This is a genomic window from Vibrio litoralis DSM 17657, from assembly GCF_000426765.1.
GTDB lineage: Bacteria > Pseudomonadota > Gammaproteobacteria > Enterobacterales > Vibrionaceae > Vibrio > Vibrio litoralis.
This window is the reverse complement of sequence record NZ_KE384567.1, coordinates 460,733-479,728: the sequence shown is the minus strand read 5'-3', so window position 1 is coordinate 479,728 and position 18,996 is coordinate 460,733. Positions and strand designations below refer to the sequence as shown.

Here is an 18,996-nt window from a genome sequence, read left to right as displayed (position 1 = left end):
GTATACAGAAACAAGATCAAAAAAAGCAGTCTGAGATTTCAGAACTGCTTTTTTGTCTTTACTCGGCTCTCGAAGCGAAGCGAAGCGCACTCGCTACTCGCAACTTTCTTTTATCTTTTAAAGCTCTTTCAACGCTTTCAAGATCTGAAAAATCTCTCTCGACGCTTTCGGTGGCTTATTGCCGCCTTTTTCTTTTTGCGCTTGGCGTGCTAGTTGGCGTAAGCGTTGACGATCCGCTTCTGGATGTTGGTCCATGACTTCTTCAATCGCAGGATCGATTTCAGTAATGATACGATCACGCATTTCTTCTAGCTTGTGCAGTTCAGCGGTTGCTTGCGAGTGCTTATTGCGTAGGCGATCGAGTTCCGCTTGAATCGGTTCAGGATCGATTTGACGCATTAGCTTACCAATGTATTGCAGCTGGCGGCGCTTGGCTTCGTTTTTAAAACGTTGCGCATTAGCAATCGCTTCACGTAGATCATCATCTAATGGAAATTTATCCAAGGAAGACGGTTTCAAACCGACCAACTCTTCGCCCAATTTTTGTAGGGCTTCCATATCTTCTTTCATCTCGGTTTTACTTACCCAGATGATTTCCTCTTCTTCTTCCCAAGGTGCTTTTTGGTTTTTACGAGCCATAATCTCTACTTACTCTTAATATGAGAATCTTATTGGGCTATTTTAGCAAGAATTATGGGGAGAAAGCGAAATTCTTGTTATCCTAGAGGTAATAATAGTGAAATAAATTAGATAAGAGTGGATATGGACGCAAAACAGCAAATCGCACAGCAAAAAATTGAATTGGAAGCCGCCGTCGCAAAAGCGTTGGAGACTGCGAAAGTCAGCGCCGATGCGGTAGAAGTTGCGATCACAAAAACCACTGGTATTAGTGTCACGACTCATGCATGTGAAGTTGAAAATGTTGAGTTCAATAGTGACGGTGCATTAGGCATTACCGTTTACCGTGGTCAGTGTAAAGGCAGCGCATCAACGTCTGATTTGAGTGACCATGCGATTCAAAAAGCCGTGGCCGCTGCGTTAGATATTGCTAAGTTTACTTCTCCTGATCCTTACGCAGGACCGGCACCAAAAGAATTAATGGTGAAAGAGATCCCTGATTTGGATCTTTTCCACCCTGATGAACCAAACCCTGATTATGCCTCTGAAATGGCAATTCGCGCTGAGCAAGCCGCATTAGAATACAGCGACAAGATCAAGCAAAGTGATGGCGCAAGTTACGATAGCCATTACGGTATAAAAGTGTACGGCAACAGCCATGGCTTACTCGTGAGTAATGCATCAAGTCGTCACAGTTTGAGCTGTAGCGTGATTGGTGCGGGTAAAACCGGTGAAATGGAGCGTGATTACAGTTATACCATTGCACGCCATAAAGATGATCTATGGACGCCAGAAAGTGTAGGTTTACAAGCTGCCAAGAAAACCATCGACCGCTTAGATGCACGCCAAGTGAAAACCGGGCAATTTCCTGTTCTATTCCAAGCCGATGTAGCAACCGGTTTACTTGGCCACTTAGTGATGGCGATCAGCGGTGGTAATCTTTACCGTAAATCCTCTTTCTTACTTGACCGCTTAGATACCCAAATTTTACCGAGCTGGTTTAATATCGCTGAAAAACCGCATGTACTTCGCGGTTTAGCATCGGGCGCGTTTGATAGCGAAGGTGTCTACACCAAAGATGCACAAATTATTAGTGATGGCGTGTTATCGACCTACCTCTTAACTAGCTATGCGGCACGTAAGATGAACATGACTCCAACTGGTCATGCTGGCGGTATCCATAACTGGTTTGTTGACTCAACGGGTCAGGACTTTGGTCAGCTTGTCAAAGATATGGGTACTGGGCTTATCGTGACTGAATTGATGGGACAAGGCGTTAATATGGTAACGGGTGATTACTCACGCGGTGCCGCAGGTTTCTGGGTAGAAAATGGTGTAATTCAATATCCAGTTTCCGAAATCACCATTGCCGGTAACTTGAAAGATATGTTCAACAATATCTCAGCAGTCGGCACGGATGTGGAAACCCGTTCGCAAATTCAGACTGGATCAATTTTGATTGATTCGATGAAGGTTGCGGGGGAATAGATAAGCGATTCTCGAGTGCTCGTTTCTCGTGGCTAGGAAAAGATGAAAGAGCGGTTCCTAGTTACGAGTTCCTAGTTTCTGGGGAAAAAGCCGTCATCCTGAAAAGCGACGTTGGAGCGCAGTTCAGGATCTCCAATAATTATAGGATATTCCAAACAGTTCGTCCCTCACTTTTGGTATGACGGTGCTAAATTGATTCTCTCGATAGACGAGCAGCGTAGCGTCCAAGCAACGAGCACCGAAACTGCTTTTTCGAGAAACTAGCAGCGAAGCGCCCGAGAAACGAGCCTCGTTTTAAATCATATTCATCTTAATCATCAAGGTCGCAAGACCTAGGAAAGCTGATAATCCCACCATATCGGTAACGGTAGTTAGCGCCATTCCTCCCGCGAGTGCTGGGTCGATGTTCATTTTTTTCAGTAAGATTGGAATACTCACCCCTGCAATACCTGCGGCCAGCAAGTTGGCGAGCATTGCAACGGCCATGATAATGCCAAGCACTAGGCTGCCTTTCCAAAGCACCACGATACCGCCAATAATACAGGCCCATAGTAAGCCATTGAGGAGGCCAATTGCTGCTTCTTTTAATAGTAATGAGCGTTGGTTGGTATTACCGATATGACCTAATGCTAAGCCGCGAATAACTAGTGCCACGGTTTGGTTACCGGCAACTCCGCCCATTGAAGGTACGATGGTCATTAACACAGCAACCGAAGCCATTTGAGCCAAGGTGCCTTCAAACATGTTGGATACTGAAGCTGCCGCTAGTGCCGCCAGTACATTAGCACCAAGCCAAATACTACGGCGACGCACCGATTTTACCACTGGGGCAAAGGTATCTTCGTCATCATCTAGACCCGCCATACTCATCATTGAGTGTTCGGCATCTTCACGGATAATGTCGACCACGTCATCGATAGTGATACGACCTACTAATTGACCTTCTTCGTTAACAACCGGCGCGGATACCCAATTACGACGTTCAAACAAGCTAGCAACATCCGTCGCGCTGGTATCGACTGAAATCGCTTCATCCGCATCTTCCATTAACTCGGTTATAGGAGTATCGACTTGTGATGTAATGAGTGAAGTCAAAGATAAGTTACCAATTAATTTACTTTCACTATCAATTACATATAAAGCATCGGTGGCTTCAGGTAATTCGCCTTTCATACGTAAATAACGCAAGACGACATCGACATCAACATCACTACGAATAGTGATAACGTCAGTGTTCATTAACGCACCGGCACTGTCCTCGGAGTAGGATAAAGCGGTTTCGACGCGTTCGCGATCCTCTGAGTCCATTTGGTCAAGGACTTCACGTGACACATCATTAGGTAAGCTACGTAAGACATAGGCGACATCATCGGTGTCCATGCCTTCGGTGGCTTCGGCCAGTTTCTCTGGGGCCATTTTTGAGACGATGCTATCTTTGATGTCTTCAGAAAGCTCATCAAGGATCTCACCGTAATCTTCAGGATCGGTCAGTTGCCAGAGTACGTCACGGCTTTTATGCGGAGAGGCTTCTAAAAGGTGTGCAATATCCTCAGGTTCCATGTCTTGCAGTTGGCGACGAACATGGACAAAACGACCATCATCAATGGCTTCGTTTACTTCTTGGAGGGTTTGATGGGTGAGTTCAAACTCTAGTTTTTCAGCCATGACACGCCTCCTAAATACACCTGAATGACATCTATAATATTTAAGGTGTGAATATTAGCCTAATTTAATGGTAAATGTCATAGCTTATAGTGCTTTGAGAGTGGTATTTTTGCTTTAAAAGAAAGACTAGAAGGGAAAATTAAAATTTGATGAATGGCTATTTATTCTTCTTCATCAAATTTTTGTTCAATTAATGCGCACATGGCGGATAAGGCTTGCTCGGCTTGGCTGCCCTCTGCTGTGATATCAATGTACTGACCTTGCGCCGAATCAAGCAATAATAACCCCATGACACTGTCGGCAGTCACTTCACGATCATCGGCGCTGATGGTGATGACTGCATCAAAACTTTGTGCCAATTCAACCAACTTAATTGCCGCTCGAGCGTGTAACCCCAAGCGGTTCTGAATTAATACGGTTTGTTGGCACTTAGTCTGTTGGTGATCGGCCTGTTGGTGCTCAGTCTTTTGGTGTTCAGTCTGTTGGCTCATGAGTGATGTTTCTCTAGGCTAGTATGGCGAATTTGCACTTGATGACCCAGCGCTTTGAAATGCTCGCCAAGTTGTTGAGTGATATAGACAGAACGGTGTTTACCACCAGTACAACCAATTGCAACGGTTAAGTAGCTGCGGTTATTTTTCTCTAATAGCGGTAGCCATTGTTTAATGAAGCCTTCAATGCTCGATTGCAATTCGAGAACATCGGACTCTGCGGCAAGAAAATCGATAATGGGCTGATCCAATCCGGTTAGCGGTCTTAACTCTGGCACCCAGTGAGGGTTAGGCAAAAAGCGCACATCGAAGACGTAGTCGGCATCATTCGGTAAGCCATATTTAAAGCCAAATGACTCAAAGACCATGACTAATTCTTTAGAGTCGCGACCTTGTACGCGGATTCGTACCGTCTCACTTAATTCATGTAAAGACAGGTTACTACTATCCAGCACTAAGTCCGCTTCTTCTTTTAGATTAAGCAGTAGGTCTTTCTCTAATTGAATCGCTTGCTCAAGAGAGAGCTTTTCTTTATGCATAGAAAGCGGATGCAAGCGACGAGTTTCGCTGTAACGCTTGAGCAAAGTAGACTGGTCGGCATCTAAAAATAGCAGGTTAACATCATACGATTGCTTAAGGTTTTGCAGCGTAGTCGACACCGCGGTTGGATCTTGCGGCAGGTTACGAATATCAATGCTTACTGCAACGTTTTGTTTGCTACTACGAACCGAGGCGACAAACTCATCCAGTAAGTTCACCGGAAGGTTATCAACGCAATAATAGCCAAGATCTTCCAATACGCGCAAAGCCACACTTTTACCTGCGCCTGATTGGCCGCTGACTATGGTGATATGTAATGGTTTAGACTGGTCCGTATTCATTCAGTACCAACCATAATATTGTATAGATCTTGGTCGGTTTGAGCATGGCGTAACTGCTTTAATGTTGCTTTGTCGTTGAGCTTTTCAGCCATCAATGACAAGGTTTTCAAATGAACTTTACATTGTTCATCTGGCACGAGTAGTGCAAAGAGAATATCGACAGGGCGGTTATCAATCGCATCAAAATCGACTGGTTGCTCGCACTGTAGTAAGACTGCAATGGCTTGTTCGCTATCTAGCATGCGGCCATGAGGAATGGCGATACCGTTACCGATACCTGTGGTTCCTACTTTTTCACGAGACAACATGCACTCAAATAAGCGATTTGAATCTAGGCCACTATTTTGCGCTGCGATTTCACTAATGATTTCGAGTGCACGTTTTTTGCTAGTGCACTGAACTGCGGTTTTAGTGCAGCTCAGTGACAATACTTCATTTAATTGCATAGTTAATGACTACTTAGTTTCTCTTTGTGTTTATTGAGTTGTCGAGTGAGTTTATCGACTAAATCATCAATTGAGGAGTACATGTTCTCACTTTGCGAGGAAGCATGAATTTCACCTTGGTTGACGTGCAGTGTCGCCTCTGCGATCTGATCTAACTTTTCAACACGCAATACCACATGCGTGTTGTTGATATGGTCAAAGAAGCGTTCTAGCTTTTGGAATTTGGTGTTCACATATTCGGTTAACGCATCGGTTAAGTCGACGTGGTGCCCGGTAATATTCATTTGCATAAACTTTCCTCTTTAGTTAGATACTCAAATCACTTGAGTACTGCCTATCCTAGATCAATAGACCTAGAGTAGACGTTTCCGTTGACTAGAAGGCGCAATGCCGAGCGATTCACGATATTTAGCGACCGTTCGTCTTGCTACTTGTATTCCTTGTTCAACTAAAAGGGCTGCAATTTTACTATCACTTAATGGCTTCTTGATATCTTCAGCGGCGACGAGCTTTTTAATTAAAGCGCGAATCGCGGTTGATGAACATTCACCTCCAGCTTCAGTGCTGACATGGCTTGAGAAGAAGTATTTAAGTTCAAAAATTCCTTTTGGTGTATGCATATATTTTTGGGTTGTTACACGAGAAATCGTTGATTCATGCATATCGACATCGAGTGCGATATCGTTGAGAACCATTGGCTTCATCGCTTCTTCACCATGTTCAAAGAAATCTTGCTGATGTTCAACTATACAACGAGCAACTTTGAGCAAGGTCTCGTTTCGGCTCTCTAAACTTTTAATCAGCCATTTGGCTTCTTGAACATGGGTACGTATATATTGGCTATCGTTACTATTGCCTTTGCCTAAGGCGGCGTACTGCTGATTAACCTTTAAGCGTGGCACGCTGTCGGGGTTGATAGTAACGGTCCATTTTCCTTTATCTTTAAACACTGAGACATCTGGCACGACATACTCGATATCATCTCCGCCGACATGATTACCCGGTCTTGGATCGAGTTGCTGAATCAGGGTTAAAATTTGTTTTAGCTCATCTTCTTTCAGTTTAGCTTCTTTACAGATGAGTTTGTAATCTCGGTTACCTAGGTAATCAATATAATTGTGTAACACCATTTTAGCTTCATCGAGCCAAGGGGTGTCTTTCGGGTAAATAGCCAGTTGCAGTAATAAGCATTCTTGAAGGTTACGTGAGGCGACACCGAGTGGATCAAACTGTTGAATGCGCTTAAGTACCGCTTCAATTTCATCGAGTTCAATTTCATCGTTACCAAGACTTTGCTGTATATCGTCTAAACTTTCGGTGACATAGCCGTATTCATCGAGACTATCGAGAATAGCCAGCGCTATAGTGCGGTCGGTATCGCTGAAAGGGGTGAGCTCTAATTGCCACTCTAGGTAGTCTTGTAGCGTTTGTGTAGTTTCACCTTGATAGATAGGGAGTTCGTCGTCGCTATTTATGCCTGTGCTGCCAGTGTTAGCGCTATAGACATCTTCCCAGCTCGCATCAATGCTAAGTTCATCGCTAATGGTTGATTGTTCAATATGCTCAGTGCTATCTGGTACTTCAAGCTCATTTTCCTGCGCGCTGGTGGTGTCTTGTTGAGTATGTTCCGCTGAGTCGTTATTTTGATTGACGTCGTCAGCTTGTTCAGTCAATTCATCATCGACTTCCAATAGCGGGTTGGAATCGAGCGCTTCTTGGATTTCTTGTTGTAAATCGAGTGTAGAAAGTTGCAACAAACGTATCGCTTGCTGTAACTGAGGGGTCATGGAAAGCTGTTGACCAAACTTAAGTTGTAATGATGACTTCATGCAATACTCAGAGCCTTTTGTTCTGGAATATCCCTATTCATGGTGTCTTGAATGATGCTTAGTATCTAAATCGATAGTGTGGCGACGTCGATAGTGGCGATTCCTTCGCTCACATCATTCAAGTTGGCGCTAAAGAGCTGTTATAAGCGGAATTGTTCACCTAAGTATACTTTCTTCACTTGTTCGTTATTCAATACTTCTTCTGGAGTACCGTTGGCGATCAAGTGGCCTTGGCTCACAATATAGGCGTGCTCACATACATCTAATGTTTCACGTACGTTGTGGTCGGTGATCAATACGCCTAAACCACGGTCACGTAGGTGTTCAATGATTTTTTTGATGTCGATAACCGAGATAGGATCGACCCCAGCGAAAGGTTCATCCAATAAAATAAATTTCGGGTTTGCCGCTAATGCGCGAGCAATTTCAACACGGCGACGTTCACCACCAGAAAGCGCCATCCCGGCACTTTTACGAATATGCTGAATATGAAACTCATCGAGCAGTTCTTCTAAACGATCTTGCTTATCTGCTTTGGTTAGCTCATCACGGGTTTGCAGTACCGCCATGATGTTGTCTTCGACAGACAATTTGCGAAAGATCGAGGCTTCTTGAGGTAGGTAGCCTATCCCCATACGAGAACGTTGGTGCATCGGCAGAATACTGATGTCGGTTTCATCAATACTGATGGTGCCTTCATCACGAGAGACTAGGCCCACAATCATATAGAAAGAGGTGGTTTTACCTGCTCCATTAGGCCCAAGTAAGCCGACAATTTGGCCTGATTTTACTTCTAAGCCTACATCACTGACGACTTTTCGGTTGCCATAAGTTTTAGCCAGTTTTTCTGCTTTAAGAGTCGCCATAATTATTTTTGTTCCAATTGCGCAGGTTGAATAACCGTTGATACTCGCTCGCCATCACCACTACTTGCTTTTAAGTTTTGGCTGGAAATATGGTAAGTGATCTCTTTTCCCCTGATAACGCTATCGTCTTGGTGTAGTTCTGCGTTGGTAGTCATCACAAGTTGATCTCTGGCAACGTTGTACACTAGGGTATTTGCCTGACCTTTTAACAATTTGCCTTCATCGGTTTTTTGTGAAAAGTGAGATGGCTTACCATAGCCTTGTAATTCGGTGAGTTCACCAGTTTTTGTATTACGGAAAGCGATCAATTTATCAGCAGTTAGCACAATGCTGCCTTGAGTCAGTTTCACATTGCCAGTAAACGTAACTTTGTTGGTTTTCATATCCAAATCTTGGCTATCAGAGCTGATATGGATCGGCTGTTCTTGATCGCTGGTCAGTGCCCATGATGAAGCTGAAGCGAATAAGCAAAACAATACACTAAGGTATAAAGAGCTACGGTGTAATATTTTCATAGGTACCTTGCACTTGATTAAAAAGCGTGGCGAGGTTGGTATCAAAGTTACCTTTCATCGCGTTGCCAATATTTGTAAATTGTGGCCCAACCATTGTGACAGTAGTGTCGGTTGAAAAATCCTTGCTATTCAAATCAATAAGCATTTTTTCTGTGGTCATGCGATCAAAGCTTGCGCCTTCAATCACATTACGTGCTACCACATTATGTTGTAGTGTTAATAGGTGATCTTTTGATAACACCGCACTATCCGAGGTAACGACCCATTCTTCAGTGCTGCCTTCGCGGTAAACCACCAACTTAGGTTTATAAAATATCGTGTGGCCATCTTGCGCAAAGTGCTCTAAAGAGTCCGAGTACATTTTATAATTACGCAGCCCATCAATATCATAAGTAGTATTAGTGAGATTCTTACCGATAAACAGCGGCGCTTCTAAACTCGGTGCAATCAGCTCTACGTCATCTGCCGATTGCTCATAAAGATAATAAGCCGACCAAGATGCCACAAAAAAGAGCAGTAGATAAATGAGTTTAGATAAGCTCATCATATACTGAGCCCTTGATAGGTTTCGAGTTCATCTTTCGCCTGTAAAATTAAATCACACACTTCACGTACCGCTCCGTGACCGCCTTTAATATGGGTAACATAATTGGCGCGTTGCACTAACAACGGGTGGCCATCGGCAACGGAGACTTGTAAGCCTACTTTTTCCATTACAGGCCAATCGATCAGATCATCCCCAATATAACCAACTTGCTGTGGTGAAACCTTTAGCTTGCTCAAAATATCTTCATAGGCGATAAGTTTGTTATCTTGGCCTTGATAGATAAGCGTGATGCCTAAAGCTTTCATGCGATTTTCAACGATTTGAGATTGTCGACCGGTAATAATGGCGATTTCAATCCCAGCTTGCATCAATGATTTAACGCCATAGCCATCGCGAGTGTGAAAGGTTTTGAGCTCTTCACCTTGATTACCCATGTACACCAAGCCATCTGAGAATACGCCATCGACATCACAGATTAATAATTTGATGTTTTTGGCTATATTCATGATAGTCGTTGGAGCTTGTCCGTATGGGGTAGGTGTCATTTGGCTCATTACATTACTCCAGCCTTTAATAAGTCATGCATATTCAGTGCACCGACTAATTTACCATCTTGGCATAGCATTAAGCCATTGATACTTTTTTCTTGCATGATATTTAACCCTTCCACCGCCAGTAGATTTGGTGTTGCAACGGTTGGGTTCTTAGTCATTACTTGGCTGATAGGCGTGGTGTGAACATCAATACGTTGATCGAGTAAGCGGCGTAAATCACCATCGGTGAAAATGCCAAGTAGCGTCATATCTTTATCGACAACTGCTGTCATGCCAAGCCCTTTTTGTGACACTTCTAACAAAGCATCACGAATCAAAGCATCTTGACCTACCGTTGGTAGTGCGGCACCTGAATGCATAATGTCAGACAGCTTCAGTAGTAATTTACGGCCTAACGCACCACCTGGGTGCGATAGTGCAAAATCTTCAGCGGTGAAACCTCGTGCTTTCATTAACGCGACCGCAAAGGCATCGCCCATCACTAAGGTAGCAGTCGTACTTGATGTTGGTGCCAGATCCAGTGGGCAGGCTTCTTCTGGTACGGTGATTTGTAGGTGGACGTCAGCCAGTGTGGCCATGTTAGATTCTGGTTTGCCAGTCATGCCAATAATACGGATATGACGACGTTTGAGTACTGGATAAAGCGCGAGAATTTCAGAAGACTCACCAGAGTTTGAGATGGCTAATACAATGTCATCAGAGCCAATCATGCCCAGATCACCATGGCTTGCTTCTCCTGGGTGTACGAAGAATGCAGGAGTACCTGTGCTGGCTAAAGTGGCAGCAATTTTGTTACCAATATGACCTGATTTACCCATACCCATTACCACAACTTTGCCTTGGTTGTTTAAAACCATATCGCAAGCGTGTTGGAAGTCGTCATTAAAATACTGCGCTAGCTGTTGTAGGCCTCGCATTTCAATTGATAAAACATCTTGGGCAACAGAGCGGTAATCAAAAGAAGTCGACATCAATGTTATTCCTAGTCTGGGGAGATTGTACTTAACGGCACTATTAATTAGTGAGTTAACGATAATTCAATAAAAAAGGCGACTGTGTGGCCGCCTGTTCGCAATTTCTTGTTTTAGGCACTGATATTGTAAAACAGATAGCCTTGATAAGCTAAAAAGCACAGCAATAATATCCCGCCTTCAGTGCGGTTAATACTACGAGATTTGCCTAGAGCCATTATAACAAGTAGTAATGATACGCCTAGCATGACCCAAAAGTCTCGGTTCATAGCATATTCACTTAATACCGAGGGGTTAATGAGCGCAGGAATGCCCATGACTGCTAAAATATTAAAGATATTCGAGCCGATGATGTTACCTACAGCCATGTCATCTTCACCTTTAAGAACGCCAGCGAGTGACGCTGCAAGTTCAGGTAAACTGGTACCAATGGCGATGATAGTCAAACCTATCACTAAGTCGCTCATGCCGAAGTATTTGGCAATGATTACCGCGTTATCTACTAATAAATCGGCGGCTATCGGCAATAAAATTAAACCGACGACTACCCAAAATATGGCAATTTTATTATCAACGCCATCAGGGATTTCGGATTCTTGTTGCTCTAACAAGATATCTTTTGTACCTTTTTCATTCTGGCTAATTTTAAGCATACCCAAAATAAAGGCGGCAAATAAAGCAATTAACACAAGACCTTCAGTAAAGCCTAAGTAGTCATCCCACATTAATGCACCAGCGATCAAGGTTACGATGATCATTAATGGCAATTCACGACGCAAAATCGTTGAGCTGATCGATAGCGGCTTAATCATTGCGGTAATCCCTAAGATAAGCGCAATGTTGGCAATATTTGAACCTAGTACGTTACCAATTGCGGTATCGGTTTTGCCTTCCAGCGCCGCCGTGGCAGATACCATCATTTCAGGTGCCGATGAGCCCATTGCTAGGATAGTCATGCCGATGACTAGTGGGGAGATGCCCATGTTCTTTGCAACGGCTGCTGAGCCATAAACCAGCTTATCAGCACTCCATACTAATAGTGCAAGGCCAACAACGAGTAATACAACCGCAAGTAACATGATGATTCCTGTTTATGAAAGTGAATTAAAAAGTGAACGAAATATTGAGTAGATTAAGGTACAAGCTAGCTATCCTCAATATAAGGGGCGTAATTTTGACGTTTCAAGCAGCAAAAAGAAAGTCTCTTGATGTATTAATTAATGAATTGTCTCTATTTTATATGAAAAGGCAGATAAACAATGCGGATTTTAAGCTTATTTGATGCATTGTTTTGAACTCAAGATGTAATGTGCTTATTATGCGATAATGTATTGCTTTTGTTAGTGATTATAAAGGGAAGTTATGACAGCGGAATTGGTATCGATAAAGTCTCTGACGTTTCAGCGTAATCAAAGAGTGATTTTTGATGATGTGAATTTGTCGATCCCGAAAGGAAAGATCACCGCCATTATGGGGCCATCGGGGATTGGTAAAACGACATTGCTGCGTTTAATTGGTGGCCAAATTTCACCAGACCAAGGCGAGATATGGTTTGATGGTGACAATATTCCTGCTTTAAGCCGCCAGCGTCTGTATCAAGTTCGTAAGAAAATGAGCATGCTATTTCAATCTGGTGCTTTGTTTACCGATATGAATGTATTCGATAATGTCGCTTTTCCTTTGCGGGAACATACCGAACTGGATGAATCTTTAATTGCCACCCTAGTAAAGCTCAAACTGGAAGCGGTTGGATTACGAGGGGCGGCGCAATTAATGCCAAGTGAACTTTCTGGTGGTATGGCTCGGCGAGCCGCGTTGGCGAGAGCTATTGCTCTGGATCCTGATTTAATTATGTATGATGAGCCGTTTGTCGGACAAGATCCTATCACCATGGGCGTGCTGGTGGAGCTGATCAAAAACCTTAACCATGCGCTTGGCGTGACTTCGATTGTGGTTTCCCATGATGTGCCGGAAGTAATGAGTATTGCCGATTACGTGTATTTATTGTCTAACGGTAAAGTCATTGCTCAAGGCTCTCCCGGTGAGCTTCATCAGAGTACCGATGAGCGTGTACAACAGTTTTTGACTGGAAAAGAAGATGGCCCAGTTCCGTTCCATTTTCCTGCTTCACCAATTGAAAAGGATATATTGGGTTGTGAATAAACCAGAGCAAAACCGTGATCCTGTAAAAGACAGTCATCCTATAATCAATAAGGTCGCCCGAATTGGCGCTCGTACAATTGGCTTAGCAGAAGCTTGGGGAAGAGCTTCTTTGATGTTGTGGGGCGCACTTGTTGGTAAGCCTCAATTGAGGAAAAACTTTCCTTTATTTATTAAACAGCTCTACGCCGTTGGGGTGCAGTCTCTGGCGATTATTATTGTGTCAGGCTTATTTATTGGCATGGTGTTGAGCTTACAAGGCTACATTATATTAGTGGACTACGGCGCAGAAGGCAGCTTAGGTCAAATGGTAGCACTGTCGCTATTGCGTGAGTTAGGGCCAGTGGTGACCGCATTATTGTTTGCTGGGCGAGCGGGCTCGGCGTTAACCGCTGAAATTGGTTTGATGAAAGCGACTGAGCAATTATCTAGCCTAGAAATGATGGCGATTGATCCGTTGCGTCGAGTGGTTGCGCCACGTTTTTGGGCTGGTGTCGTCTCAATGCCGATACTGGCTATGATCTTTATGGCGGTTGGTATCTGGGGTGGACAGATCGTCGGCGTAGAATGGAAAGGAATTGATGCGGGGAGTTACTGGTCGGCGATGCAATCTTCAGTCAGCCTTGGTTACGATATTGGTAATAGTGTTATTAAGAGTATGGTGTTTGCGATAACCATCATCTGGATTGCATTATTTAATGGCTATGATTGCATCCCTACATCAGAAGGTATTAGCCGCGCCACTACTCGCACGGTTGTACATTCTTCATTAGCGGTATTAGGGCTAGATTTTATTCTGACTGCCTTGATGTTCGGTCATTGATTTTGAATTTATATTGGAAGTAAATCATGCAAACAAATCGTCGTTTAGAATTTATGGTAGGTAGCTTTGTCTTATTGGGCGTCATTGCGATTTTAGTGATGATGTTTAAAGTGGCGAATGTCACCAGTATTGGCCCAAGTGATAGTTATACCTTGAAAGCGCGCTTTGATAACATTGGTAACTTGAAAGTTCGTTCTCCGGTAAAAGTGGGTGGTGTAGTAGTAGGGCAAGTCACTGACATCAGCTTAGATACCCAGAACTACATTCCGGTTGTTAGTATGTCGATTGGCCGAAAATTTGGTGAATATCCAGATACTTCAAGCGCGCAGATCTTAACTTCAGGTTTAATTGGCGAACAATATATTAGCCTAGTACCAGGCTTTGTGATGGAAGGAATGAGCAGTACCTTAATGGATGGCGATTTTATTGAAGACACTAAGTCTGCGTTAGTGTTAGAAGATTTAATTGGCCAGTTTTTATATAGCAGCAAAGAGTCTGAGTGATACAGGAGTTAGGTATGTCTTGGTTAAGAAAAACAGCGTTACTGTTGGCGTTTATGGGGGGGGCTTTTAGTGTGAATGCCGCAACCGTTGATAGCAGCAATCCCTATAAAATGATGCATTCGGTTGCAGAGCAAACTTTTGATCGACTTAAAACCGAACAGCCGAAAGTGCAAGCAGATCCGAACTACTTAAAAACCATCGTAGAACAAGAAATGATGCCGTACGTCAATTATCAATATACGGCACTAAAATTACTTGGTCCGAACTTGCGAGGGGCTGATAAGAAAGAAGTAGGCGAGTTTATTCAAGAGTTTCGTGCTTATTTAATTACTTCTTATGCGCAAGTTTTGACGCAATATACTGATCAAACCATTCAATTTGCACAAGAGAAAGCGGTTAACGATGATGTTCGCATTCTCTCTATTCCAGTTGAAATCATTGATAACGGCCGTCCAAATATTAAACTTGAGTTTACCTTATTGAAAAATACCAAGACCGGTGAGTGGAAAGCTTACGACATGGTAGCAGAAGGGATCAGTCTCCTTTCAAGCAAACAATCGGAATGGAATACAAAAATTCGTCAAGATGGCATTCCAGCAGTGACCAAAGAGTTAACTCAGTTGGCACAAAAAGACATTGTTTTTGAAGGTAAAAAATAGTGCAGAGTCGTCATTGGCGAGAGGAAGGAGAGCAGTGCGCCTCTATCATTGGTCAATTGACTCGTGATACTGTACCCGAGCTGTGGTCTCAGCTACAAGCGTGGCAGCCACAAATTGCGCAATATGAAGTATGCTTAAAAGAGCTCGATAGAGTGGATTCTGCAGGCATGGCAATGCTTATTCATTTATTACAGCATGCAAAAAATCAAAATTGTCATATAATGCTGACCTTTATGCCAAGTCAGCTATACACATTATTTAAACTTAGCAATATTGATGAACTATTTGCTGAGCATATTCAAGTTACCGACGATTAAAAAATTAGAGGGTTACGTGGACATTATCCAAGTAAAACAAATATTAGATGACGCCTTGTCATTACAAGAAATTCACGTGAAAGGTGAAGGCAGCCACTACGAAGTCGTTGCGGTTGATTCATCTTTTGAAGGTATGAGCCGAGTTAAAAAACAACAATTAATTTACGCGCCTCTGATGGAATACATCCAAAGAAATGATATTCATGCCGTATCAATTAAAGCGTATACACCCGAAGAGTGGGCGCGCGATAAAAAGCTGATGTCACTATAGATTCCACTGGCTCTATAGACTCAATCGCTTTTGCTTACTTCTTGCTTGAAAGAAGTAAAGAATAAAAATAAAGAAGCAAGGTTCTTATACTAATGGAAAAATTTAGAGTACACGGCTCAGGTCCGCTACAAGGTGAAGTCACCATTTCTGGGGCTAAAAATGCAGCGTTACCAATTTTGTTCTCTACTATTTTATCGGAAGGTCCGGTTGAAGTAGCGAATGTTCCTGCATTACGTGATATCGATACTTCGATTGAGCTACTGAAGCGCCTTGGTGCCGAAGTTGAGCGCAATGGTGAAGTGTTAAGTGTTAATGCTGGCCCAATTCATGAATATTGTGCTCCGTATGACTTAGTAAAAACCATGCGTGCTTCAATTTGGGCACTCGGTCCTTTAGTGGCTCGTTTTGGTCATGGTCAAGTTTCTCTGCCTGGCGGTTGTGCGATCGGTGCTCGTCCAGTTGATCTACATATTCATGGTCTAGAGCAACTTGGCGCAACCATTACGCTTGATGAAGGTTATGTAAAAGCAGAAGTTGATGGTCGCTTGAAAGGTGCTCATATTGTAATGGATAAAGTGTCGGTTGGCGCAACCATTACGATTATGTCTGCAGCAACGTTAGCAGAAGGTACTACGGTATTAGAAAACGCGGCGCGTGAACCAGAGATTGAAGACACCGCTGCATTTTTAAATGCAATTGGTGCGAGAGTTACTGGCGCAGGTACTGGTACTATTACCATTGAAGGCGTTGAGCGTCTGTCTGGTGGTCAACATTCAGTGGTCGCTGACCGTATTGAGACGGGGACATTCCTCGTTGCGGCTGCCGTTTCTGGTGGTAAAGTAGTGTGTCGTAATACCAAAGCCTCTTTACTTGAAGCGGTTTTGGCTAAGCTTGAAGAAGCGGGCGCGAAAGTGGAATCGGGTGAAGATTGGATTAGCTTAGATATGACAGGCCGCGAATTAAAAGCGGTAACGATTCGTACTGCCCCACATCCTGGCTTCCCAACGGATATGCAAGCGCAGTTTACTTTGCTGAATATGATGGCGAAAGGCGGCGGCGTGATCACAGAAACTATCTTTGAAAATCGCTTTATGCATGTACCAGAATTAATGCGTATGGGCGCTAAAGCTGAGATTGAAGGTAATACTGTTATTTGTGGTGATGCTGAAAGCTTAACTGGTGCACAGGTGATGGCAACAGACCTTCGTGCTTCTGCGAGTCTTGTTATTGCTGGTTGTATTGCTAAAGGCGAAACCATTGTTGATCGTATTTACCATATCGACCGTGGCTATGACCGCATTGAAAATAAACTGAATGCGCTAGGTGCTAATATCGAGCGTTTTAAATAATAGCCTTAGAAAGTGAGCCTTTAATCCGCTTGCTTTTGGGGCCATGGAAGCTGAAACCTAATGGTTTCGGCTTTTTTATTGTATAGGGCGCTGGCGATTTGCTTTGCGCTTTATGTGATTGGAGAAACTGAATGATTGCTTTACTACGCATTATTGCTGTCGCGATATTTGCTGTATTCATGTTTGTTTTTGGCTGTGGCTACTGTTTATTCAGTCCACGTAACCCTCGCCATGTTTTTACTTTTGGCCGCATGTTTTCCCGAATGGCTAAAGTATTCGGTATCAAGCTTGAGCTGAGAATTCCAGATAATGCTTATGAGCGCGGTCAACATATCTACTTAGGTAACCACCAAAATAACTGGGATTTATTTACCATTTCAGCTGCGCTCACGCCAAATGTAGTTACGGTCGGTAAGAAAAGCTTAGTTTGGCTGCCTTTGTTTGGGCAGCTTTATTGGTTAACAGGTAATATCTTGATTGACCGTGCCAATCGCAGCAAAGCGATGGATACCATTAGCCAAGTTGCCGATCAAATTAAGAAGAGCAAAGTATCGGTGTGGATGTTTCCTGAAGGGACACGTTCACGTGGTCGCGGTCTATTGCCGTTTAAAACCGGTGCTTTTCATGCGGCGATTGCTGCTCAAGTTCCTATTATTCCGATTGTGTGTAGCTCAACCGATAAGTTAAAACTGAACCGCTGGAATAACGGCCATGTGATTGTTGAGATGCTGCCACCGATCAGTGTTGAAGGCTACAATAAAGAAAATGTTCGCGAGATACTGAAACTGTGCCGCAATCAGATGAAAGCAAAGTTAGAAGAGCTTGATGCCGAAGTACTAGAGCGTAACGCGAAGTAAGCTTCTTTTGACTAGAAGTAAACTTAGTTGCGGATAACTAGAATTCAAGACAGTAGAAAGCCAATGAATATTTGTGTTCATTGGCTTTTTGTTATTCAATTATTGGTGAATAGGAATTACAACCAGCCTTTACGTTTAAAGTAAAAGTAAGGGGCAAAGCCTGAAGCGACCATTAACGCTAAAGCGGCCGGGTAACCAAAGGTCCAATCTAATTCAGGCATAACATGGAAATTCATCCCATAAATACTGGCGATTAATGTTGGCGGTAAGAATACCACTGCGGCGATTGAGAAGGTTTTGATGATCTGGTTTTGCTCTATATTGATAAAGCCTTGCGCCGAATCCATTAAGAAGTTGATCTTCTCAAATAAGAAGGTGGTGTGAGACATCAAGGTTTCAATATCACGCACAATTTCACGTAATGTTTCCAGCTGCTCTGGTGTCGACTTTAAGTGACGCAGTAAAAATGAAATCACGCGCTGAGTATCCATCAAACATAAACGAATTTTACCATTACTGTCTTCGAGTCGTGCAAGGCGGCTAATGCATTCTTCCCAATCTGCTTCCTCATCCTCCAGTACGGTATAGCTGATCTTTTCTAATTGATGGTGAATATCCTCGATGGTATCGGCATGATTCTCGACTTTTTGTTCCAAGATGGTGATAAATAGTGATTGAACATCATCAGACTGAACCTGACCTTTACGAGCCCGCAAACGCAATAATCGAAAGTCAGCAATACTTCCTTCTCGAATGGTGATTAATCGGTCTTTTTGCAGAATGGAGGCAATGTTGACCGTAGTATGGCGACCTTCGCTCGGTGAAAGAAACAGCGAGTGGACGTGCAACCCTTCATGATCGACAAAATAACGCGAAGATGCTTCGATTTCTTCTACATCATTAGTGCCGGGAATTTGAATACCAAGTTGTTGTGATAAAAACAGACGCTCTTCATCGCTAGGATCGTGGGCATCTATCCAGTCAGCTTGTTCGATAAGAGGTTGTAGATCTTGTTGTTTGTCATAGCTTATTTCTTGAATAAAGCCGTTATTGATTTTGAAAAATCGCATCGTGAAAAAGTCCTTTTTGATGATGGACGAATATCCCTATCTTATACCCAAGTAACCTCAAGATGCGAATTTCAGCCTAAATCATCTGTAATTTTATGGTTACATTTTGAAATACT

Annotated in this window: 23 protein-coding genes; 9 read left to right on the top strand and 14 right to left on the bottom strand. The window is 43.2% G+C overall.

Translation table 11 applies throughout. The features are described 5' to 3' along the window. Window positions 1–117 precede the first annotated feature (117 nt). The gene (yjgA, locus tag K358_RS0115920; protein ID WP_027697744.1) at window positions 118–639 is read right to left on the bottom strand and encodes a ribosome biogenesis factor YjgA; all 522 of its coding nucleotides are present in this window, start codon (window positions 637–639) and stop codon (window positions 118–120) included. A 123-nt stretch (window positions 640–762) separates the two neighbouring features. On the opposite strand from yjgA, the gene pmbA reads away from it, so the two are divergent. Further along, on the top strand, window positions 763–2,106 hold the full coding sequence (gene pmbA / locus K358_RS0115915) for a metalloprotease PmbA (protein ID WP_027697743.1): 1,344 nt from the start codon (window positions 763–765) through the stop codon (window positions 2,104–2,106). Between the two features lie 294 nt (window positions 2,107–2,400). On the opposite strand, the gene mgtE is transcribed toward pmbA, so the two are convergent. From mgtE to K358_RS0115855, 12 genes are all read right to left on the bottom strand, one after another. After that, window positions 2,401–3,771, bottom strand: coding sequence for a magnesium transporter (mgtE, locus tag K358_RS0115910; protein ID WP_027697742.1), 1,371 nt, complete (start codon window positions 3,769–3,771; stop codon window positions 2,401–2,403). Window positions 3,772–3,932: 161 nt separating this feature from the next. Then, window positions 3,933–4,262 carry an HPr family phosphocarrier protein gene (locus tag K358_RS0115905; protein ID WP_083962845.1) on the bottom strand — a complete coding sequence of 110 codons (330 nt, stop codon included), beginning with the start codon at window positions 4,260–4,262 and terminating at the stop codon, window positions 3,933–3,935. Next, window positions 4,259–5,143 (bottom strand): RNase adapter RapZ, encoded by an 885-nt coding sequence (rapZ, locus tag K358_RS0115900; protein ID WP_027697740.1) that lies wholly within the window; start codon window positions 5,141–5,143, stop codon window positions 4,259–4,261. The genes K358_RS0115905 and rapZ overlap by 4 nt, the downstream gene beginning before the upstream one ends. Beyond that, window positions 5,140–5,589 carry a PTS IIA-like nitrogen regulatory protein PtsN gene (gene ptsN / locus K358_RS0115895; protein WP_027697739.1) on the bottom strand — a complete coding sequence of 150 codons (450 nt, stop codon included), beginning with the start codon at window positions 5,587–5,589 and terminating at the stop codon, window positions 5,140–5,142. Before ptsN ends, rapZ begins: the two co-directional genes overlap by 4 nt. Before the next feature lie 2 nt (window positions 5,590–5,591). Next, window positions 5,592–5,879, bottom strand: a complete 288-nt coding sequence (hpf, locus tag K358_RS0115890; RefSeq protein ID WP_027697738.1) for a ribosome hibernation promoting factor — start codon at window positions 5,877–5,879, stop codon at window positions 5,592–5,594. Between the two features lie 63 nt (window positions 5,880–5,942). Next, window positions 5,943–7,376, bottom strand: coding sequence for an RNA polymerase factor sigma-54 (locus K358_RS0115885; protein ID WP_425315041.1), 1,434 nt, complete (start codon window positions 7,374–7,376; stop codon window positions 5,943–5,945). A 182-nt stretch (window positions 7,377–7,558) separates the two neighbouring features. Continuing rightward, entirely contained in the window at window positions 7,559–8,284 is a 726-nt protein-coding gene (lptB, locus tag K358_RS0115880; protein ID WP_027697736.1) for an LPS export ABC transporter ATP-binding protein, read from the bottom strand. 2 nt (window positions 8,285–8,286) lie between these two features. Continuing rightward, on the bottom strand, window positions 8,287–8,799 hold the full coding sequence (gene lptA / locus K358_RS0115875; protein WP_027697735.1) for a lipopolysaccharide transport periplasmic protein LptA: 513 nt from the start codon (window positions 8,797–8,799) through the stop codon (window positions 8,287–8,289). Then, window positions 8,780–9,343 carry an LPS export ABC transporter periplasmic protein LptC gene (gene lptC / locus K358_RS0115870; protein ID WP_027697734.1) on the bottom strand — a complete coding sequence of 188 codons (564 nt, stop codon included), beginning with the start codon at window positions 9,341–9,343 and terminating at the stop codon, window positions 8,780–8,782. Before lptC ends, lptA begins: the two co-directional genes overlap by 20 nt. Continuing rightward, entirely contained in the window at window positions 9,343–9,900 is a 558-nt protein-coding gene (gene kdsC, locus K358_RS0115865) for a 3-deoxy-manno-octulosonate-8-phosphatase KdsC (RefSeq protein ID WP_027697733.1), read from the bottom strand. Before kdsC ends, lptC begins: the two co-directional genes overlap by 1 nt. Next, window positions 9,900–10,871 carry an arabinose-5-phosphate isomerase KdsD gene (gene kdsD / locus K358_RS0115860; RefSeq protein ID WP_027697732.1) on the bottom strand — a complete coding sequence of 324 codons (972 nt, stop codon included), beginning with the start codon at window positions 10,869–10,871 and terminating at the stop codon, window positions 9,900–9,902. Before kdsD ends, kdsC begins: the two co-directional genes overlap by 1 nt. A gap of 113 nt (window positions 10,872–10,984) precedes the next feature. Continuing rightward, the gene (locus tag K358_RS0115855) at window positions 10,985–11,950 is read right to left on the bottom strand and encodes a calcium/sodium antiporter (RefSeq protein ID WP_027697731.1); all 966 of its coding nucleotides are present in this window, start codon (window positions 11,948–11,950) and stop codon (window positions 10,985–10,987) included. 283 nt (window positions 11,951–12,233) lie between these two features. Between K358_RS0115855 and mlaF the strand changes: the two genes are divergently transcribed. The 8 genes from mlaF to K358_RS0115815 all read left to right on the top strand — a co-directional run bounded on the left by mlaF (window position 12,234) and on the right by K358_RS0115815 (window position 17,810). Next, window positions 12,234–13,034, top strand: a complete 801-nt coding sequence (gene mlaF, locus K358_RS0115850; RefSeq protein WP_027697730.1) for a phospholipid ABC transporter ATP-binding protein MlaF — start codon at window positions 12,234–12,236, stop codon at window positions 13,032–13,034. Window positions 13,035–13,077: 43 nt separating this feature from the next. Next, complete coding sequence (mlaE, locus tag K358_RS0115845) at window positions 13,078–13,854, top strand: lipid asymmetry maintenance ABC transporter permease subunit MlaE (RefSeq protein WP_156888766.1); 777 nt, start codon at window positions 13,078–13,080, stop codon at window positions 13,852–13,854. A gap of 26 nt (window positions 13,855–13,880) precedes the next feature. Then, entirely contained in the window at window positions 13,881–14,357 is a 477-nt protein-coding gene (gene mlaD, locus K358_RS0115840; RefSeq protein ID WP_027697728.1) for an outer membrane lipid asymmetry maintenance protein MlaD, read from the top strand. A gap of 14 nt (window positions 14,358–14,371) precedes the next feature. Beyond that, on the top strand, window positions 14,372–15,016 hold the full coding sequence (gene mlaC, locus K358_RS0115835; protein ID WP_027697727.1) for a phospholipid-binding protein MlaC: 645 nt from the start codon (window positions 14,372–14,374) through the stop codon (window positions 15,014–15,016). Then, on the top strand, window positions 15,016–15,333 hold the full coding sequence (locus K358_RS0115830) for an STAS domain-containing protein (protein WP_038150271.1): 318 nt from the start codon (window positions 15,016–15,018) through the stop codon (window positions 15,331–15,333). The genes mlaC and K358_RS0115830 overlap by 1 nt, the downstream gene beginning before the upstream one ends. 16 nt (window positions 15,334–15,349) lie before the next feature. Beyond that, window positions 15,350–15,604: a BolA family iron metabolism protein IbaG gene (gene ibaG / locus K358_RS0115825; RefSeq protein ID WP_027697725.1), complete on the top strand. Its 255-nt coding sequence runs from the start codon at window positions 15,350–15,352 to the stop codon at window positions 15,602–15,604. Window positions 15,605–15,696: 92 nt separating this feature from the next. Next, complete coding sequence (murA, locus tag K358_RS0115820) at window positions 15,697–16,953, top strand: UDP-N-acetylglucosamine 1-carboxyvinyltransferase (protein ID WP_027697724.1); 1,257 nt, start codon at window positions 15,697–15,699, stop codon at window positions 16,951–16,953. Window positions 16,954–17,084: 131 nt separating this feature from the next. Then, on the top strand, window positions 17,085–17,810 hold the full coding sequence (locus tag K358_RS0115815; RefSeq protein ID WP_027697723.1) for a 1-acylglycerol-3-phosphate O-acyltransferase: 726 nt from the start codon (window positions 17,085–17,087) through the stop codon (window positions 17,808–17,810). A 116-nt stretch (window positions 17,811–17,926) separates the two neighbouring features. Here K358_RS0115815 and corA read toward each other — a convergent pair whose 3' ends face one another. Then, entirely contained in the window at window positions 17,927–18,880 is a 954-nt protein-coding gene (gene corA, locus K358_RS0115810) for a magnesium/cobalt transporter CorA (protein WP_038150269.1), read from the bottom strand. Between the last annotated feature and the right edge of the window lie 116 nt (window positions 18,881–18,996).